General features: G+C 45.5%; 14 protein-coding genes and 1 tRNA gene. 13 read left to right on the top strand and 2 right to left on the bottom strand.

The annotated features are described in order from the left end of the window. The first annotated feature begins 3 nt into the window (after positions 1–3). The 7 genes from H9Q76_RS06905 to H9Q76_RS06875 all read left to right on the top strand — a co-directional run bounded on the left by H9Q76_RS06905 (position 4) and on the right by H9Q76_RS06875 (position 7,152). Positions 4–408 carry a cell division protein ZapA gene (locus H9Q76_RS06905; RefSeq protein ID WP_021985472.1) on the top strand — a complete coding sequence of 135 codons (405 nt, stop codon included), beginning with the start codon at positions 4–6 and terminating at the stop codon, positions 406–408. After that, positions 401–2,779, top strand: coding sequence for a peptidase U32 family protein (locus tag H9Q76_RS06900; RefSeq protein ID WP_118544972.1), 2,379 nt, complete (start codon positions 401–403; stop codon positions 2,777–2,779). Before H9Q76_RS06905 ends, H9Q76_RS06900 begins: the two co-directional genes overlap by 8 nt. Next, positions 2,779–4,209, top strand: a complete 1,431-nt coding sequence (locus H9Q76_RS06895; RefSeq protein ID WP_021985474.1) for an FtsW/RodA/SpoVE family cell cycle protein — start codon at positions 2,779–2,781, stop codon at positions 4,207–4,209. Before H9Q76_RS06900 ends, H9Q76_RS06895 begins: the two co-directional genes overlap by 1 nt. Next, positions 4,109–5,629: a peptidoglycan D,D-transpeptidase FtsI family protein gene (locus H9Q76_RS06890; RefSeq protein ID WP_118544973.1), complete on the top strand. Its 1,521-nt coding sequence runs from the start codon at positions 4,109–4,111 to the stop codon at positions 5,627–5,629. The genes H9Q76_RS06895 and H9Q76_RS06890 overlap by 101 nt, the downstream gene beginning before the upstream one ends. An 82-nt stretch (positions 5,630–5,711) precedes the next feature. After that, complete coding sequence (locus tag H9Q76_RS06885; RefSeq protein WP_021985476.1) at positions 5,712–6,164, top strand: NUDIX hydrolase; 453 nt, start codon at positions 5,712–5,714, stop codon at positions 6,162–6,164. Between the two features lie 6 nt (positions 6,165–6,170). Then, positions 6,171–6,989 carry a class B sortase gene (locus tag H9Q76_RS06880; protein WP_118544974.1) on the top strand — a complete coding sequence of 273 codons (819 nt, stop codon included), beginning with the start codon at positions 6,171–6,173 and terminating at the stop codon, positions 6,987–6,989. A 79-nt stretch (positions 6,990–7,068) separates the two neighbouring features. Further along, positions 7,069–7,152: transfer RNA gene (locus tag H9Q76_RS06875), tRNA-Leu, on the top strand. 101 nt (positions 7,153–7,253) lie between these two features. Here H9Q76_RS06875 and sigE read toward each other — a convergent pair. Then, on the bottom strand, positions 7,254–7,982 hold the full coding sequence (gene sigE, locus H9Q76_RS06870) for an RNA polymerase sporulation sigma factor SigE (RefSeq protein ID WP_118373283.1): 729 nt from the start codon (positions 7,980–7,982) through the stop codon (positions 7,254–7,256). Continuing rightward, complete coding sequence (locus tag H9Q76_RS06865; RefSeq protein ID WP_249320860.1) at positions 7,979–8,848, bottom strand: sigma-E processing peptidase SpoIIGA; 870 nt, start codon at positions 8,846–8,848, stop codon at positions 7,979–7,981. The genes sigE and H9Q76_RS06865 overlap by 4 nt, the downstream gene beginning before the upstream one ends. Positions 8,849–8,987: 139 nt before the next feature. Between H9Q76_RS06865 and H9Q76_RS06860 the strand changes: the two genes are divergently transcribed. From H9Q76_RS06860 to hflX, 6 genes are all read left to right on the top strand, one after another. Next, positions 8,988–10,637 (top strand): S8 family serine peptidase, encoded by a 1,650-nt coding sequence (locus H9Q76_RS06860; RefSeq protein WP_249320859.1) that lies wholly within the window; start codon positions 8,988–8,990, stop codon positions 10,635–10,637. An 89-nt stretch (positions 10,638–10,726) separates the two neighbouring features. Next, the gene (locus tag H9Q76_RS06855) at positions 10,727–13,318 is read left to right on the top strand and encodes a translation factor GTPase family protein (RefSeq protein WP_249321873.1); all 2,592 of its coding nucleotides are present in this window, start codon (positions 10,727–10,729) and stop codon (positions 13,316–13,318) included. 124 nt (positions 13,319–13,442) lie between these two features. Beyond that, a complete protein-coding gene (thiC, locus tag H9Q76_RS06850) occupies positions 13,443–14,747 on the top strand; it encodes a phosphomethylpyrimidine synthase ThiC (RefSeq protein ID WP_021985482.1) in 1,305 nt (434 codons plus the stop codon). A gap of 17 nt (positions 14,748–14,764) precedes the next feature. Then, positions 14,765–15,775, top strand: a complete 1,011-nt coding sequence (locus H9Q76_RS06845; RefSeq protein ID WP_249321872.1) for a M15 family metallopeptidase — start codon at positions 14,765–14,767, stop codon at positions 15,773–15,775. Between the two features lie 21 nt (positions 15,776–15,796). Further along, complete coding sequence (locus H9Q76_RS06840; RefSeq protein ID WP_021985484.1) at positions 15,797–16,723, top strand: tetratricopeptide repeat protein; 927 nt, start codon at positions 15,797–15,799, stop codon at positions 16,721–16,723. A gap of 35 nt (positions 16,724–16,758) precedes the next feature. After that, positions 16,759–17,994, top strand: coding sequence for a GTPase HflX (gene hflX / locus H9Q76_RS06835; RefSeq protein WP_118544981.1), 1,236 nt, complete (start codon positions 16,759–16,761; stop codon positions 17,992–17,994). Position 17,995: the final 1 nt, after the last annotated feature.

The raw sequence follows: 17,995 nt of genomic DNA, 5'->3' as shown, positions 1-17,995 counted from the left end.
ATTATGGCAAACAAAGTAGATATCCCGGTAGTAATCAATGGGAAAGTATATACATTAAGCGGATATGAAGGGGAAGATTATCTTCAAAATGTTGCGACTTATATCAACGGCAAGATTGCAGAATGCAAGACTTCCGATCAGTATCGTCGGATGAATACCGAATATCAGGGAATCCTGCTTGCTTTGAATATCGCAGATGATTATTTCAAAGCAAAGAATCAGGCGGATTCTATGGTAACTGAGGACAGCAACAAAGAGCAGCAGTTGTATGATCTGCGTCACGAGGTAATCGAGTCCCAGATCAAGCTGGAAAGCTCTGCACGTATGATTGAGGAATACAAAGAGCAGATCAATGCATTACAAAGAAAGATTATTCAGTTAGAGGCAGAGAAAAACCGCAATGAATAACAAACATTCCAAAATTGAAGTACTCGCACCTTGTGGTGACTACGATATTTTAATTGCCGCTGTACATGCAGGCGCAGATGCCTGCTATATTGGCGGCAATTCTTTTGGTGCAAGAGCATATGCGACGAATTTCGACGAAGAAACGATAAAGCAAGCTGTCACCTACGCGCATCTACATGGGGTGAAGGTCTATCTGACCGTCAACACCCTGTTGAAGCAGGAGGAGCTTCCCGCATTATATGAATACATTCAGCCATTTTACGAGATTGGCGGCGACGCTCTGATCATTCAGGATCTTGGCGTTTTTTCTTATGTCCGGGAACAATTTCCCGATATCGCAATCCATTGCAGTACACAAATGAATATTACATCCCGGTATGGCGCAGAATTTATGAAACAGCAGGGTGCCACCCGTGTTGTGACCGCGCGCGAAATGTCTCTAGCTGAAATCCGTGCGATCAAAGAGCATGTCGATATCGAGGTCGAGACATTTGTGCATGGTGCGATGTGTTACTCTTACAGCGGCCAGTGTCTGATGAGCTCCCTTGCGGGGGGCAGAAGCGGCAACCGGGGACGTTGCGCACAGCCATGCCGGAAATGCTATGACAAAAGCTATCTGTTATCCATGAAAGATATGTGCGCCCTGTCGCTGATCCCGAAGTTGATGGATGCCGGGATTGATTCGCTAAAGATCGAAGGCCGGATGAAAAATGCTTACTACGTTGCATCGACGGTGCACGCTTACCGAACGATCGTAGATGATTGTCTGCATGGTAAATTTGACCCGAAAAAAGCAGAGGCACTCACCTTTGAGCTTGCCAATATCTATAACCGTGGTGGATTCTCGGACGGATATTTCTTCCACCACAATGGTGCGGAAATGATATCAAAGGATCGCCCGAACAATCAGGGTGTGGCAATCGGAAGTTTGGAGCGTGTTGAAAAGGGAACGATCACACTCCGTCTATCAGAAGCCGTATACCGGCAGGATGTGTTGGAGCTGACGACAAAAAACGGCGAAGCGGTGGAGATTACATCCTCAAAGGACGGAACTCCCGGACAGCATCTGACTTTGAACTGTCCGAAGACCAAGCTTCTGCAGAAAGAGCAGACCGTCTACCGTACCAAATGCCCGAAGATCTTACAACATGTGCAGGATGATTATATTAACTCTTATAAGAAGCTTCCGATTTCTGTCTCTGTTACAGCCCGAATCGGAGCTCCGCTGACCGCGATTGTAACCTGTGAGCTTGATAACCAGACTTACACTGCAACCTGTACGGATATGCTCGTGGAGAAAAGCAAGCAAGGAGAAACCACAATAGAGACAGTCAAAAAGCCATTGGCACAGCTTGGCAATACGGAATACGAATTAGCATCGTTTACCTGTAATCTGGATACCTGCGCGTTCCTGCCAAATGGTGTGTTAAAGAAGCTCCGCCGTGCATTGCTTGCAGCCTTAGAAGCGGAGATTGCTAAGGCACATACACGTGTCGCCGGAAAACAGCTGTCGTGGGATACCGTGTATGAATCTATGATTACAAAGTCCCCTGCGAATGCATCTGACACCCAGAGTTCGAAGCAGGAGCAGATGATCTTTAGTGCTGTAACACAAGAACAGCTGCGTATCATCTTAGAAGAACTTCCACATGTGGAGTCCCCGGTGACAGGTATCACAATGCCGCTTGCGCTATACAACCAGTGCAGGAATATGATCCCGGATTCCATCCGGCTATACGCGGAGCTGCCGCCTGTAATTCATGACCGGTTCTGCGTCGATTTGCAAGAATCCGGAATCCGTGGTATATATATTAGAAATATAGATGCACTGGCAATTCTTGCCAGTCAGAAGTTGCCAGAAGACTGCGTGATTTTATGTGATGCCAGCCTTTATTGCTACAATCGTCTGGCGCATGCATTTATCCGGCGATTTTTTGCGGACACAGACATTTCATTTCTGACGCCGCGGGAGTTAAAGCTAGAGGAGCTTGACGCACTTGCAGGCGAACCGCTTTGTCTCACATTATATGAGTATCAACCGGTTATGCTGACTGCGAATTGCCTGCAAAAGACAAAATACGGCTGCAAAAAAGAGCCGGTTACCCTGACCGTGACTGACGAGATGGGGAATCGTTTTTTTGCAAGAACCAACTGTGATGACTGCTATAATATCATCTACAACAAGGTTCCTTATTCTATATTGGATAAATATAAAGAGCCTGCTTTTTCCAGACTGCATCCCCGGGGATATCTGGTTCGTTTTACAATCGAAAACGAGCAACAGGTTCGTAGGATTCTGCAGATATTATCTGGAAAGTCCTATGATTCCTATGAAAAAACAGGCGGACATTTATATCGAGGTGTATTGTAATGATCAACATTATTTGTGAAGTATCAAAGTATCTCGTTTTGCTTTTCATGGTACTTTATACCGTCAAATGTTTTTCGGTGCTATCATCGAAAAACGAAGAGCAGAAGCGTAAAAAACTAAACAAACAAATCGGATATGTATTTGTAATCCATTTCTTATGTTACCTGATCCTGTATCTGCGGCTGGGGCAGTTGAAGATCCTGATCTTTTATGTGGCACAGATTTTTGTCGCCATCTTGTATATGGTGCTTTACCACAGCATCTACAAGGATTCGTCCAGATTGCTGACAAACAATGCATCGTTTTTGCTGTTAATCGGCTATATTATGCTTACGCGTCTGAATTTTAACTTGGCCGTGAAGCAGTTCATCTTTGCCACCGTCGGTCTGATCATAACTGCATTTATTCCATATATCATGTTGAAATGGAAGAAGATGAAGGATTGCGGCGTGTTGTATGGCGTGATTGGTCTGTTGTTCCTGCTCACAGTATTTATTCCGGGGCTCGGAAGTGAGAAATACGGTTCGAGAAACTGGATCAACCTCGGGCATCTGTCCGTACAGCCAATGGAGTTTGTAAAGATATTATTTGTATTCTTTGTAGCATCCATGCTTGTAAAGGCAAGCACGTTCAAAGAGCTTTTTGTAAATGCGCTGATCTCCGCAGCATTTATGGGTGTGCTTGTGTTAGAGAAAGACTTAGGTGCGGCAGTGATCTTCTACATAACCTATGTTTTGATGGTGTATGTTGCAACTTCCCGTCCAGTTTTTCTGGTCGGTGGAATCTCGCTTGGTGCAGGTGCCGTCATGCTAGGCTATGCACTGTTTAAAAATTCGCTGTTCCAGCATGTTATGGTGCGAGTCCATGCATGGCAAAATCCGTTTGCAGATATCGACGGAGGCGGTTATCAGCTGTCCCAGTCGCTTTTCGCAATCGGAACGGGCGGATATGCAGGTTCTGGACTGACACAGGGAGCGGCTGGAAGTATTCCGGTCAGCGAAAGCGATTTTATCTTTTCAGCAATCTGCGAGGAACTGGGTGTAATCTTCGGACTTGCAATGATCCTTGTAATCGTGAGCATCTTCCTTTCCTTTGCCAATGTGGCAATGAAATGTAAGGAGCCATTTTATAAATATGTCGCACTTGGATTTTCAAGCATCTATATTGTGCAGTGCTTCTTAAATCTCGGTGGTGTGACAAAATTCATTCCTTCCACAGGTGTGACACTTCCACTAGTCAGTTATGGTGTCAGTTCGGTATTAAGTACCCTCATTATATTTGCGATTGTGCAGGGGGTATATGTAATAAGTAGTAGTGAGGCAGTGAAGTATGAAAGAGAAAAAGAAAAAGCAAGACAGAAGCTCCGCGAACAGGAGTCAGCCGTTAACACCGGAAGAAGAACTGATCGCGAAAGAAAAACAACGAATTAAAAAGAACAAGATCAAGAATCGTCCGATCGTTGTAATCACCTATCTGATGGTGACAGTGTTTGTCGGCATGATTGCGTATGTGATCTATTTCATGCAGTTCAAGGCTGAAACTGTGATTGCAAACTCCCGGAATGTCCGGCAGGATTCCTTTGCCAAGACGGTAGAACGGGGCGATATCATCACGAGTGATGGTGTTGTGATTGCGACAAGCGAAACGGACGAGGCTGGAAATACGAACCGTTCTTATCCGTACAGCAACATGTTTTCCCATCTGGTTGGCTATGATGAATACGGAAAAGCAGGACTGGAGCTTGCCGGAAATTTCTATATGCTACGGTCGCACATCAACATCTTTGAACGTGTTTACCGCGAATTAAAAGAGGAGAAAAACCGTGGCGACAATGTTATCACGACCGTAAATTATGATCTTCAGGCAGCCGCGTACAATGCACTCGGAAGCTGTAAGGGTGCCGTGATTGCAATCGAGCCATCCACCGGAAAGATTTTATGTATGGTATCAAAACCAGACTATGATCCAAACGATATTGAAAATGTCTGGAGCTATCTGCAGACGGAGGAGGGATCGGAGAGTACGATTCTGTTAAATCGTGCAACACAGGGACTCTATGCACCGGGGTCCACCTTCAAGGTGGTATCCCTGCTGGAATTCATGCGTGAAAATCCAACAACCTACAACAGCTATCAGTTCCACTGTGATGGCAATTCCATCTTCTCCGGCGTCGGAATCCGATGCAGCAACAACAAGGCACACGGTGATCTGTCGTTAGCAGATGCACTTGCTTATTCGTGCAACGTCAGCTTTGCAACAATCGGAGAGACTTTAGATAAAGGTTCCTATCGTTCCACAGCCGAAGAGCTGTTGTTTAACAAAGATTTACCATACGATGGCACCTATAACTCATCACAGTTTCGGATTACAGCGGACTCGCCGGACGATGCGATTCCACAGACAGTGATCGGACAGGGCGATACGAAGATCACGCCGCTTCACAATGCGATGATCATGTCCGCGATTGCAAACGACGGCGTCCTGATGAAGCCGTACACGATCGACTCGATTGAAAACGACGATGGTGCCAAGGTAAAGACATTTCGTTCTAAGGAAGCAGGCACACTGATGACCGCAGATGAAGCAAACATCCTGACGGACTATATGAAAGGTGTCTGTGAATATGGTACCGGTTCCGGGTATTTTTCCGGACTTTCTTACTCGGTTGCCGGAAAGACTGGTACAGCAGAATTTGACAACGAAGGAAACTGCAATTCCTGGTTTGTCGGCTTTTCTGATCCGGATGATCCGGACATTGTCGTCTGCGCAATTACTGAACAGTCCAACGTGACTGGTGTGACAGGTGCATGGGTTGCCAGACAGGTGTTTGATGCATATTACAGAAAATAGTTTACCTTGCGACATACCACAGAATCTGCTATAATAAATTTAATTTTGGGACACACCAATGGAAAAAGCAGGAGGAATTGCAATGATTGAAGCAACAAGCTGTGGTGGTGTGGTAATCTTTCGAGGAAAAATCCTGTTGTTGTATAAGAATTACAGGAATAAATACGAAGGCTGGGTTCTGCCGAAGGGAACAGTTGAAGAGGGCGAACAGCACAATGAAACTGCACTTCGGGAAGTGAAAGAAGAAACCGGCGTGAGCGCTCAGATTATCAAATACGTTGGAAAAAGCAACTATACGTTTAACACCTCTTATGATGTCGTTAACAAGGATGTACACTGGTATCTGATGATGGCGGACAGCTATTACAGCAAGCCACAACGGGAAGAATATTTTATGGATTCCGGATATTACAAATATCACGAGGCGTACCATCTGTTAAAATTTCCGAACGAAAAACAGATATTGGATCAGGCGTACGAGGAATATACTGCTTTGAAGCAGAATAATCTGTGGGGAAGCAAAAAATATTTTTAATGAGCTATGAAAAAGAAAAAACGTATCGTATATAATTTATGTCTGGCTGTATTGATCTGTATTTTCCTTGGTTCTGCGGGGTATCTTGCCTATTATTTCCTGCAGAGCAAGAAAAGTGAAGATCAGTTTCAGGAGCTGGAGGCTATGATTGACGCTCCGGTCAACGAAGAGGAGATTGTCTACGTGGCAACAGATGGCGATGCAGAACCGGGATTAGAATTTGTGAATATCGATGGAACTCGCGTCCAGAAATCTTTTGCTTCCCTCTATCGGGAGAATCATGATTTTATCGGCTGGCTGTCCATCGAGGATACGAACATTGATTATCCGGTTATGCAGACACCAGAAGAGGAAGAGTATTATATCCATCGGGATTTTTACGGCGAATACAGCAGTGCAGGTACGTTGTTTGTTGATCTTGAAAGCAATGTGCAGAAGCCTTCCGACAACATCTTGATCTACGGACATAATATGAAAACTGGAAAGATGTTTCATGACTTATTAAAATATGAGAATGAATCATTTTATAAAAATCACAAATACATTCAGTTTGATACCATTTACGGAAATGGCACTTACGAAGTGATTGCCGCCTTCCGTACCCACATACTGACAGAAAAGGAAGATGGGTTCCGTTATTATCAGTTCTTTAACGCGGAGGATAAATCCGCATTTAACCAGTATGTATCCGGCTGCAAAGCATTGACCGGATATACGATTGACACGGATGCTTCTTACGGTGATTCGCTGCTTACTTTATCGACCTGCGCCTATCATACAGACAACGGAAGATTTGTTGTAGTTGCGAAGAAACTGACCCCTTAATTCTATGAAAACAGGCGAACAGAAACTGTATTTTATTATTGACAAGTAAAATGTTCTATGATATAGTATCAACTGTTCCGCCGGTGTGTCGGAATTGGCAGACGAGGCAGACTCAAAATCTGTTGATGGCAACATCGTGCGGGTTCAAGTCCCGCCACCGGCATTGAATGTAAAATGCGAGAGTCCTTAAAATTTAAGGATTCCCGCATTTTTTGTTACTAAAAACATGGTAGGTGTACAAAAAGTGTGCACAAATATCAAGTATCATCCAAGCCGGATCATTTCTTTTCGCAACCGACGAATGATCTTCTTCTCCAGTCTGGAGATGTACGACTGTGAGATTCCAAGCAGATCTGCAACCTCCTTTTGCGTCATTTCCTCATCATCATGGCCAATCCCATATCGAAGCTCGATGATCGTGCGCTCCCGGTCACTTAAAATGTCCATTGCCTGTTCCAACAGGTTCAAATCGACTTCATCTTCGATATCCTTGTACACCAGATCTTCCTCCGTGCCAAGAATATCGGAGAGCAGCAGCTCATTTCCATCCCAGTCCACATTCAGTGGTTCATCGATGGAAACCTCGGTTTTGATACGGGAATTGCGGCGTAGATGCATCAAAATTTCATTTTCGATGCAACGGCTGGCATACGTTGCCAGTTTGATATTTTTGTCCGACTTAAAGGTATTGATTGCTTTGATCAGTCCGATCGTACCGATTGAGATCAGATCCTCCACGCCGACACCCGTGTTATCGAATTTCTTTGCAATGTAAACGACCAGACGCAGATTATGCTCGATCAACGTCTGTCTTGCCTCTAAAACATCATCATCCAGATGCGTCAAGAGCAAGTTTTCCTCCTCTGAGGAGAGTGGTGCCGGAAGAATCTCCGCGCCTCCGATATAATGCACTTCATTTTTTGGAAATAAGAGATAATTCGCTATGCTCTTGATATTGAAACGGATCATATTGTTGCTGACGATGCTAATCATGTTGGTTCCTCCTTCTTAGGTTGTAATTTTTCATGCAGTAATACGTCATATCGGTTTTCAAAGAAGATTTCCCGGCTGATTCCAGCTGTGACCGCATAGAATGTTGTGCGCGATTGCGTATACACCAGCTTTGGAATCGTAATTGCCGGCATCAGGGAAAACCGGTTTCCTATGGTATGGTAAGGAATCGGAAAAAACGTGATTTCTCCGGTTTCGTTCATTTGTAAGTACGGAAATTGTCCGGTTTTATGATACTGTTCGAGTTGTGCGTAGCTTTGCTCAGACAGAAGATTTTTCAATAAACGATAGTTTATAAGAATTGCCGGTTGTTTTGTATAGGGATTTTGAAGCCGATTTCCAGTATCCACAAATGCATTGGCAGGGAGTGTCCTTGCAGGAAACACAAGTTCTACTGCATATGCGTGGGCTTGCATCTGCTTTCGGTCATATATCCGCCGGGCAATCCGGCATACCAATACCGAAGCGATACATGTCAGATAAAATCCGGGGGTCCGAAACGCTGTGCCGTCCGCTATGTAAAATAATTGCAGCATTCCAGCCAACCATATACAACCAGCAAGCACGACCAGTATCATTTTCCACATTGGAATCGGATATGGCACGTGTTTTGTAAGAAAATATGTCATAAAAAAGTAGCTTGTGGCATATAATACATAATAGAGAGTACATAAAGATATCGTTATCAAAAAAATACCTGTCGATAAAGCTGCCATAAAAATCGTCCACATACATGTGCGGAGGATTTTTATGGACTGCCCAAGTATCGTCTGTATCATGCAGAGCAGCGTCACATTCACAAGACAGTGATACAGAAACAATACATCGGCGTAGACAACATAGGTCATGTTCACCTCCTTTGATCATTCCTCCGTATTATATATAATTCCGCATGAAATAAATGTCATAATTCGTATTCTGATTTCGTAAAATTCCAAGCATTTTCGACATCGCCATTCGACCAAATACAAGCAATAGGAGAGAATTATGGATAAATCTGTCTATTCTACCGAGAAAATCAGCACCGGGCTGGCAGTGTCCTTGGAGACAGACCAAAGTTCCACGCGGCAGTTTAACATTTTGATCCGGTATCTTGGTGCATTTGATTCCTTACAGGAAATCGCTGTTTTTCCAATAGTTCCGTTATTGAACCATTTTGCAGTCGGAACAGCCTCCAAAGAAGAGATTCTTCGTCTGACATATATGCCAGAGGTTTTATACATCGACCTGACACGGCAGATGGAGTACGAGCAGGCAGTACAGGCAGAAAACCGGATTGCTGCATGCTTTCCGATGTATGACGAACAGGAAAGCGTTTTGCGCGGCAATGGCATCCTGATTGGAATCGTAGATTCCGGACTGGAGTTTACGCATCCTGCATTGATTGCCCAAGACGGCAAAAGCCGGATCATTGCTTATTGGGATCAATCACAGACTGGTATTCCACCGGAGCCCTATGGATTTGGTACAGAATATTCTGCGAACCAGATTCAATCTGTTGTTTCAGAAGGCACGGATCGCCGCTATGATACAAGTGGACATGGAACCGCAGTCGCAAGTATCCTGACGGCATTCAGTACCGGAGCTTCTCTGATTGGCGTAGCCTCCCGTCCAAATACCGCCGCATTTTTGTGTGCAGTCGATTATATTGTCCGATATGCCATGCAACAGCGCCTTCCACTTGTTTTAAATCTGAGCTATGGAAATAATTACGGCGATCACTATGGAAATTCAATCGTAGAGCAGTATCTGGATGCCCTGCGCGCAAACGGAAAAGTCACAATCGTAACCGGGATGGGCAACGAGGGGAACACCGGGCGACACCGTTACATCGGAGGAAATACTGCACAAACCGTTGGAATCCTTGTCGGAGATGGACTTCTTACCTTCTCTTTACAACTGTGGTTTGCACCTGCGACCGCCTTTCTTTTTCGCATACAGGCTCCAGCTGGGCAGGCAACCACCTACATACCTTCCCAAAATGCCGGAGAATTTTATTCTTTCGTACTTGCCACAACACAGATTTCTATACAGATCGGGCAGGCAACACCTTTTAACCCAAGAAGAGAGATCTTTATTGTTTTTCGTGGAACGGTAATTCCGTATGGATATTGGAGTCTTTCCATCCAACCGTATTTTGATCAGCCCTATCAGATTGATGCATGGCTCCCGGTTGCCTCATCCACACAGGCAACTGTAGAATTCGAGGTTCCAACAACTGACCTTTCCCTGACAATTCCAGCATCTGCCTCAAACGTGATCAGCGTTGGTGCCTATAACGGGGCAAGGCTCAGCGTGGCACCATTTTCAGGAAAGGGAAGTACATCTATCCAAAAGCCGGAGCTTGTCGCACCGGGTGTCGATATTCTCGCCGCCAATGCCAGCGGCGGATACCGTCTTTTTAGTGGCACCTCCTTTGCGACACCGTTTGTTGCCTCTGCCGCAGCCAATCTGATGCAATGGGGCATTACCGATGGAAACGATTCTTTCCTGTACGGTGCGCGGGTAAAAGCCTATCTGATCAACGCGGCACGCGCCTTACCTGGCAGCAATCAGATTCCAAATCCTTCCGAGGGGTGGGGAAGATTATGCGCCAACGCCAGCGTCCCAAGAGGCAATCCATCGATTCTGCCCTAGATTTCCGGTGTCGACGATTCCCGGAATCTGTGCTATGATAGATTTCAGTGTAATGAAATGAAAAACAGAAGAAAAGTGAGGGCGTTTCGATGACAGAAACAACCGCAGAAAAAAAGCATATTACAATCGGTATATTAGCCCATGTCGATGCCGGAAAAACAACGCTTTCGGAAGAACTCCTCTATGAGACCGGCGTCCGGAAACAGGCAGGCAGAGTCGATAACGGTGATACCTTACTCGACCATGACGAGATGGAGCGAAGCCGTGGTATTACAATCTTTTCCAAGCAGGCAGAGCTTTCCACCGCTGAAACAGATATTACCCTGCTAGATACACCCGGGCACGTGGATTTTACCGCTGAGATGGAGCGTACCTTACAGGTACTTGACTATGCCATCCTTGTGATCAGTGCCTCTGACCGGATTCAGGCGCATACAAAGACAGTCTGGCGATTATTAAACGAATATCGAATTCCAGTATTTTTATTTGTCAATAAAATGGATCAGCCTGACAATCTCCAGTCGGAGATTTTGACTGAATTACAGGATTTTTCTGATAAAATCGTCGCATTTTCCTGCTATGAGCAGGGTACCGTCGATATACCGGAGGATTTCTATGAATCCATTGCGATGGCATCGGAGGATGAAACGATTTTAAATACCTATATGGAACAGGGAACGCTTTCTGATGCCTGTATCCAGACTATGATCCGCCACCGGCAGATCGTACCATGTTACTTTGGAAGTGCATTAAAAGGAATTGGTGTGGATACGCTCTTAAACGGTCTGGATACTTATACAACAGATGCTTACCAGAATCTAACCGAAGCACCGTTTGGTGCCCGCGTCTATAAGATTACCCGCGATGAAAAGGGAAACCGGCTCGCCCATATCAAAGTGATGCAGGGAACCTTATCTGTCCGGGATACCGTCGGAGAAGAGAAGGTTACACAGATCCGTATCTATAATGGGGAACATTATCAGACCGTTCCAACTGTAACCGCAGGACATATCTGCAGTATTACGGGGCTGGAAACCGCACAGGCAGGGGACGGCATCGGCGATTACAGTGATAACCCGATGGCGTGCATCGAGCCGGTGATTTCCTATACGATCACCTTTGACGAAGCTGTCAGCACACGTTTGATGTATACAAAAATAAAAGATCTCGATGAAGAACTTCCAGAGCTGCATCTGTCATGGAACGAACCGACTGAAACAATCCAGATCATGCTGATGGGCCCGGTTCAGATTGAGATTCTGACACAACTGATCAAAAACCGCTGTGGTGTTGTGCCAACTTTTGACAGCGGTAAGATCCTGTATAAAGAAACGATCGCCCAGCCGGTGATCGGTGTCGGACATTTTGAACCACTGCGTCATTATGCAGAGGCACATATCCGTATTGAACCGGCAGAACGTGGAAGCGGCGTGGATGCATCCCTTGACTGCAGCGAAGATATCCTTGCCAAAAACTGGCAGCGTCTGGTCTATACCCATCTGCTGGAACGGACGCACCGTGGCACAAAGATCGGTGCACCCTTAACGGATGTACATTTCACTGTAATAAACGGACGTGCCCACACGAAACATACCGAGGGCGGAGATTTCCGTCAGGCAACATACCGTGCAGTGCGGCAGGGGCTGATGGAAGCTGGTACGATCATTTTAGAACCGGAATATGATTTTACATTGGAAATACCTGCTTCGATGATTGGACACGCCATGACAGACCTGCAGTCTATGTATGCGGTCATGGATGCACCGGAACAGCTTGGCGACCGTGCAATCATACGCGGACACGGACCGGTTGCAACGTTGCGGGATTACCAGCTTCATGTACGCGCATTTACGAAAGGGCAGGGCGAGTTTCAGGTAAGCTTCCGCGGATACATGCCGTGTCACAACGAGGAAGAGGTCATACAGACCCATCCATATGATCCAGAAGCGGATTTACGCAACCCGACATCCTCTGTATTCTGCGCACATGGTTCCGGTTTCCTTGTCCCGTGGGATCAGGTAAAGGCATATATGCACGTCAGTGATGCAACGGACACTGAGCAGGAACAGGCAGAATATACCGTTCACAGCCGGGAAAACTTTGATTATTCGATTGGATTAGACGAGATCGATGCGATTTTGTCCGGGCAGACTGCAAACCAAAATGCGAAAAAACAGATCTATAAAAAGAAGATCGTGCGGCACACAGAGACTTACACCGGAAAAGCATCCAAGGTAATCGTCACGCCAAAAGAAAAGCGCCTGATCGTAGATGGCTACAATGTTATTTTTGCATGGGAATCCCTGACGGAGCTTGCAAAAACGAATCTCGATGCGGCAAAGGATAAGCTCATTTCCCTGTTATCAAATTACCAGGGGATCACCGGTGTCAAAACCCTGCTTGTCTTTGATGGCTATAAGGTAAAGGGCAATCATGGCAGTACGACCGTGCAGGAGGATATCGAAATCGTGCACACAAAGGAAAACCAGACTGCCGATCAGTTTATCGAAGCCTATACACATGAAAATGAAGGACAATACCAGATGACCGTTGCCACTTCAGATGGTCTGATCCAGACGATCACACGCGGTGCCGGCTGTCAGATCATTTCCTCCAGAGAGCTATATTCTGCGATGGAAGCAGCTGCAAAAGAGCTGCGGGAAATGTACGATATCAAATAGAGCATAACTGTACCTGTAAATCAACAATTTATGGGTGCAGTTATTTGTATTTATAGGAAATCTATGCTATAATTTGAGTAATTATGACTAGAATAGATATAGTTTGACATAACAGGAGGTTTCAATGAGAGAATATACAACACAGATGGATGCAGCCAGAAAGGGCATTATCACTCCGGAACTTACAAAAGTTGCTGAAAAAGAACATATGCGGGAGGATGAATTACTCCCACTTGTAGCAGAGGGAAAAGTTGTCATTCCTGCAAATAAATTACACACCTGTCTGAATCCAGAAGGAATCGGGTCCATGCTTCAGACGAAGATCAACGTCAATCTCGGCATCTCCAGAGATTGCAAGGATTACGATATTGAGATGAAGAAAGTCATGGAAGCTGTCAATCTCGGTGCACACGCCATTATGGATCTGTCTTCCCACGGAAATACAGAACCGTTCCGTAAGAAGCTGATTGCTGAATGTCCGGTTATGGTTGGTACCGTACCAATCTATGATTCAGTGATTCATTACCAACGCGATCTTGCTACACTGACCGCGAAGGATTTTATTGATGTGGTACGTCTGCACGCAGAAAATGGTGTGGATTTCGTAACACTGCACTGTGGCATCACAAGAAAGACGATTGACCAGATCAAGAAGCATAAACGGAAGATGAACATTGTATCCCGTGGTGGCTCCCTCGTCTTTGCATGGATGACAATGACCGGAGAAGAGAATCCATTTTACGAATATTACGATGAAATCTTAGATATCTGTGCGGAATACGATGTAACCGTTTCCCTTGGAGACGCCTGTCGTCCGGGCTGTCTTGCCGACGCAACCGATGTCTGCCAGATTGAAGAGCTTGTACGACTCGGTGAACTTACCAAGCGTGCGTGGGAGAAGAATGTACAGGTTATGGTCGAGGGACCGGGACATGTACCAATGGATCAGATTGCAGCCAACATGAAGGTGCAGCAGACGATCTGTATGGGTGCTCCATTCTATGTACTTGGTCCTCTGGTAACGGATATTGCACCGGGCTATGACCATATTACTGCCGCTATCGGTGGTGCGATCGCCGCACAGGCAGGTGCCGCGTTCTTATGCTATGTAACACCGGCAGAGCATCTGGCATTGCCGAATGTCGACGATGTCAAGCAGGGAATCATCGCATCGAAGATTGCCGCACATGCAGCCGATATCGCGAAGGGCGTGCGCGGAGCACGTGATATCGATGATAAAATGGCAGATGCCCGTCGCGTATTAGACTGGGACAAGCAGTGGGAATGCGCTTTAGATCCCGAAACTGCCAAAGCCATCCGGGCAGACAGAAGCCCGGAGCATGAAGATACATGTTCGATGTGTGGAAAGTTCTGTGCTGTACGAAGCATGAATAAAGCGTTAGCAGGAGAATACATTGACATCTTATAAAAAATGGGAGGGTACTTATGGAAAAAAACGAAGTTTGGGAAAACATAAAGAAATATGCAAAAGTATTTTTTCAGGGTGTAGGATTATTTTTTGCATATGTCTTTCACTACATTGCGGTATTTGCGAAGTTTGTCTATAAGCATTTGAAAAAGCTGTTCAAAAAGCTTTACCGGATTATCCGCAGACATATCCGCAGAGTGAAAAAACATATGAAAGCCGGTGATTACAGTTTACTGTTTTATACCGTGCTTGGGGTTGTGATTTTTATTGTATTGCTGGTTTTACTGATTCACGGAATCTCTGGCAAGAAGAAGACTCCCAACGCTACAACGACGGAGGCAGCCAGCGAAGCTTCCACTACGGAAGAAGTTGATCCACAGGCTGTTCTACGCGAGCAGGCAACGTATATCTACCAGAACAATCCAGATTACCTGATGCTTGTCAACGATACAAACCCGATTCCGGATGGATATACCTTTGAACAACATACTCTGAACAGTGGTTATATCGTAGATGAACGCATCTACAACGATCTGCTTGCAATGCTGGAAGCATGTAACGCTGCCGGAAGTGAGTATACGATCAAGGGTGGCTATATCAGCGCCGATACCGAAGGCAGTGGGGAATATGCAACCGGTCTTGCATTCGATGTAACAGCGCATGATGTTGCAGAGTTAGACCCTGCTGTTGTATCACAGCTTCCAACAAACCAGTGGCTGATGCAGAATTGTTCTTCCTTCGGCTTCATCGTCCGTTATCCAGAAGGTAAGGAAAGCATTACCGGACATAATTTTGAGCCATGGCATTTCCGCTATGTCGGAAGAGATGCGGCTGTCTTTATGACGACGAACAACCTGACATTAGAAGAGTTCTACACTTTGGTAAATGGTGGTTCCGTATCCACAGCCACAGCAACCTCTGCCACACCAGCAGTTGATCCAACCGCTGTGACAGCCGAAGATCCTAGTGCAACAACAGAAGCTACAACGGAAGCAACAACCGAAAATCCGCTGGATATTTTAAATTAGAAATAGAAAGATAGAAAGTATATGAGTAAACCAGATAAACATATGAAAAAAGGACCATACGAACGGGAAATGGCGCGCCGCAGACGGGAACGAAAGCGACGCATCCGTCGTTTCCACCTGATCTGTCTTGGCGTTATGCTCCTTGCATTTATTATTGTGTGTGTAAATATATTTTCGCACAAAAAGAGCATTCGCAAGGAAGCGGTTTCTCTCTATGAAGCGGGAAACTATCAGGAAGCTTTGGACAAATTCAAGGAAGCTTATGCGGAGAAACAATGGTTTTCAGACTCCATCAATGTAGATATTCTGCTATATGAGGCAGACTGCATGATGCAGCTCCAGTTGTTCTCCGATGCGGAGCTGACCTATCTGGATATCCAGAAAAAATACCCGGCTTCCAAGTATGACAAGGAACAGCTTTCCTATCTGTCCGACCTGTCTCATGCGCTTGGCAATTATCAGCGCGGAGATTATGTTTCAACTGTCGCGACTTTCACAAAGGCAGTGGAAAACGGACATAAGGATATCAGTATCTATGCAGCCATCTGTTATGAAAACCAGAAAAGCTATGATAAGATGAAAGAATATCTGGATATCTACGCGAACTATCATGGAATCGATGCATATGTGAATTATAAATATGCATCCTATTATTATGACACCAAAGACTATAATCAGGCATTAACCTATCTTGCACAGGGAGAATCCGCAGGAGACAGTGACTATCTGCAGGAAATCTTATATGCAGAGATCATGTGCTATAAAGAGCTACAAAACTATACCGAAGCATTTTCACGTGCCACTTCCTATATTGCCAAATATCCGGAAGATCAGAAGGGACAGGATTTATACGCCTATCTGGATACCCGTGTGAATGTAAATGAAGTTCCTGTCAATGATCGTTACCACCTGTATTCAGAACCAGAGAATTCCAGCGCAGTAGAGTAACAATAATTTATTTATGTAAACTAAAAGGACATTCTATGTACGAAAATAAAGAAGAAATTGAAAAAGTCATTCTGTTTGCGGTTGATTTAGACAACGGCGAACAGGTTCCAGCCAATCTGGATGAATTGGAAGAACTGGTAGCAACCGCCGGTGCTGAGACACTTGGACGCATGATCCAAAACAAAGATTCCATCGAGAAAGCAACCTATCTCGGAAGCGGAAAAGTCGAGGAGCTTCGAGATATGGTGGAGCGTCTTGGTGCGACGGGTGTCGTGTGCGATGATGAATTATCGCCGATCCAGATGAAGAATCTGGAGCAGGAATTGGACACAAAGGTCATGGACCGGACGATGATAATCTTAGATATCTTCGCGAAACACGCAACAACACGGGAGGGTAAGCTTCAGGTAGAACTCGCACAGCTCAAATACCGCAGCAACCGTCTGATCGGTATGGGACAGGTAATGTCCCGTCTTGGTGGTGGTATCGGTACGAGAGGTCCCGGTGAGAAGAAGCTCGAGGTCGACCGCCGTCTGATCCGTGAACGGATTTCAAAGCTGTCTGCTGACCTGAAAGACGATATTGCGCACCGCGAGGTAATGCGCAAACAGCGTCTGAACAGCCATATACCGATCGTATCGATCGTTGGATATACGAATGCAGGCAAGTCAACCTTGCTGAATCATATGACACAGGCGGGTGTCTTAGAGGAGGATAAGCTGTTTGCAACCCTTGATCCGACCTCCCGGAACTACAAGCTCCCGAATGGACAGGAGATCATCCTGACGGATACGGTTGGTTTTATCCGCAAGCTGCCACATCATCTGATTGATGCATTCCGTTCAACATTAGAAGAAGCAAAGTTTGCCGATATTATCCTCCATGTCGTTGATATCTCGAACCCACAGGCAGATCTGCATATCCTGACTGTATATGATACATTGCGTGAGTTAGGCGTAAAGGATAAGCCGGTTGTCACATTATTTAACAAGATAGACAAAGTGGACGAACTCCCGGCTGTCAAAGATTTTCAGGCAGATCATACGTTATATATCTCTGCCAAGCAGGAGACCGGATTCGAGAAGATCACGGATATTCTCGCAGAAATTATCAACCAGAGCCGCATTTACATTGAACAGACGATTCCATACGCCAAAGCAGGCGTGATCCAGCAGATCCGCAAATCCGGTAATCTGTTAGAAGAGGAATATCGCGAGGACGGCATCTTCGTCCGTGCGTATGTCGATGCAGGCACGAAAGGGCTACTATAAC

Origin of the sequence: Wujia chipingensis (genome assembly GCF_014337155.1) — a bacterium.
Lineage (GTDB): Bacteria > Bacillota > Clostridia > Lachnospirales > Lachnospiraceae > Coprococcus_C > Coprococcus_C hominis.
The sequence above is the reverse complement of the archived record's forward strand: the minus strand, read 5'-3'. Positions and strand labels throughout refer to the sequence as shown.

Bases quoted from the DNA above. Each gene is read 5' to 3' on its own strand.
- H9Q76_RS06905 (WP_021985472.1), top strand. From the start codon at position 4: ATGGCAAACAAAGTAGATATCCCGGTAGTAATCAATGGGAAAGTATAT.
- H9Q76_RS06900 (WP_118544972.1), top strand. From the start codon at position 401: ATGAATAACAAACATTCCAAAATTGAAGTACTCGCACCTTGTGGTGAC.
- H9Q76_RS06895 (WP_021985474.1), top strand. From the start codon at position 2,779: ATGATCAACATTATTTGTGAAGTATCAAAGTATCTCGTTTTGCTTTTC.
- H9Q76_RS06890 (WP_118544973.1), top strand. From the start codon at position 4,109: ATGAAAGAGAAAAAGAAAAAGCAAGACAGAAGCTCCGCGAACAGGAGT.
- H9Q76_RS06885 (WP_021985476.1), top strand. From the start codon at position 5,712: ATGATTGAAGCAACAAGCTGTGGTGGTGTGGTAATCTTTCGAGGAAAA.
- H9Q76_RS06880 (WP_118544974.1), top strand. From the start codon at position 6,171: ATGAAAAAGAAAAAACGTATCGTATATAATTTATGTCTGGCTGTATTG.
- sigE (WP_118373283.1), bottom strand. From the start codon at position 7,982: ATGATTAGCATCGTCAGCAACAATATGATCCGTTTCAATATCAAGAGC.
- H9Q76_RS06865 (WP_249320860.1), bottom strand. From the start codon at position 8,848: ATGACCTATGTTGTCTACGCCGATGTATTGTTTCTGTATCACTGTCTT.
- H9Q76_RS06860 (WP_249320859.1), top strand. From the start codon at position 8,988: ATGGATAAATCTGTCTATTCTACCGAGAAAATCAGCACCGGGCTGGCA.
- H9Q76_RS06855 (WP_249321873.1), top strand. From the start codon at position 10,727: ATGACAGAAACAACCGCAGAAAAAAAGCATATTACAATCGGTATATTA.
- thiC (WP_021985482.1), top strand. From the start codon at position 13,443: ATGAGAGAATATACAACACAGATGGATGCAGCCAGAAAGGGCATTATC.
- H9Q76_RS06845 (WP_249321872.1), top strand. From the start codon at position 14,765: ATGGAAAAAAACGAAGTTTGGGAAAACATAAAGAAATATGCAAAAGTA.
- H9Q76_RS06840 (WP_021985484.1), top strand. From the start codon at position 15,797: ATGAGTAAACCAGATAAACATATGAAAAAAGGACCATACGAACGGGAA.
- hflX (WP_118544981.1), top strand. From the start codon at position 16,759: ATGTACGAAAATAAAGAAGAAATTGAAAAAGTCATTCTGTTTGCGGTT.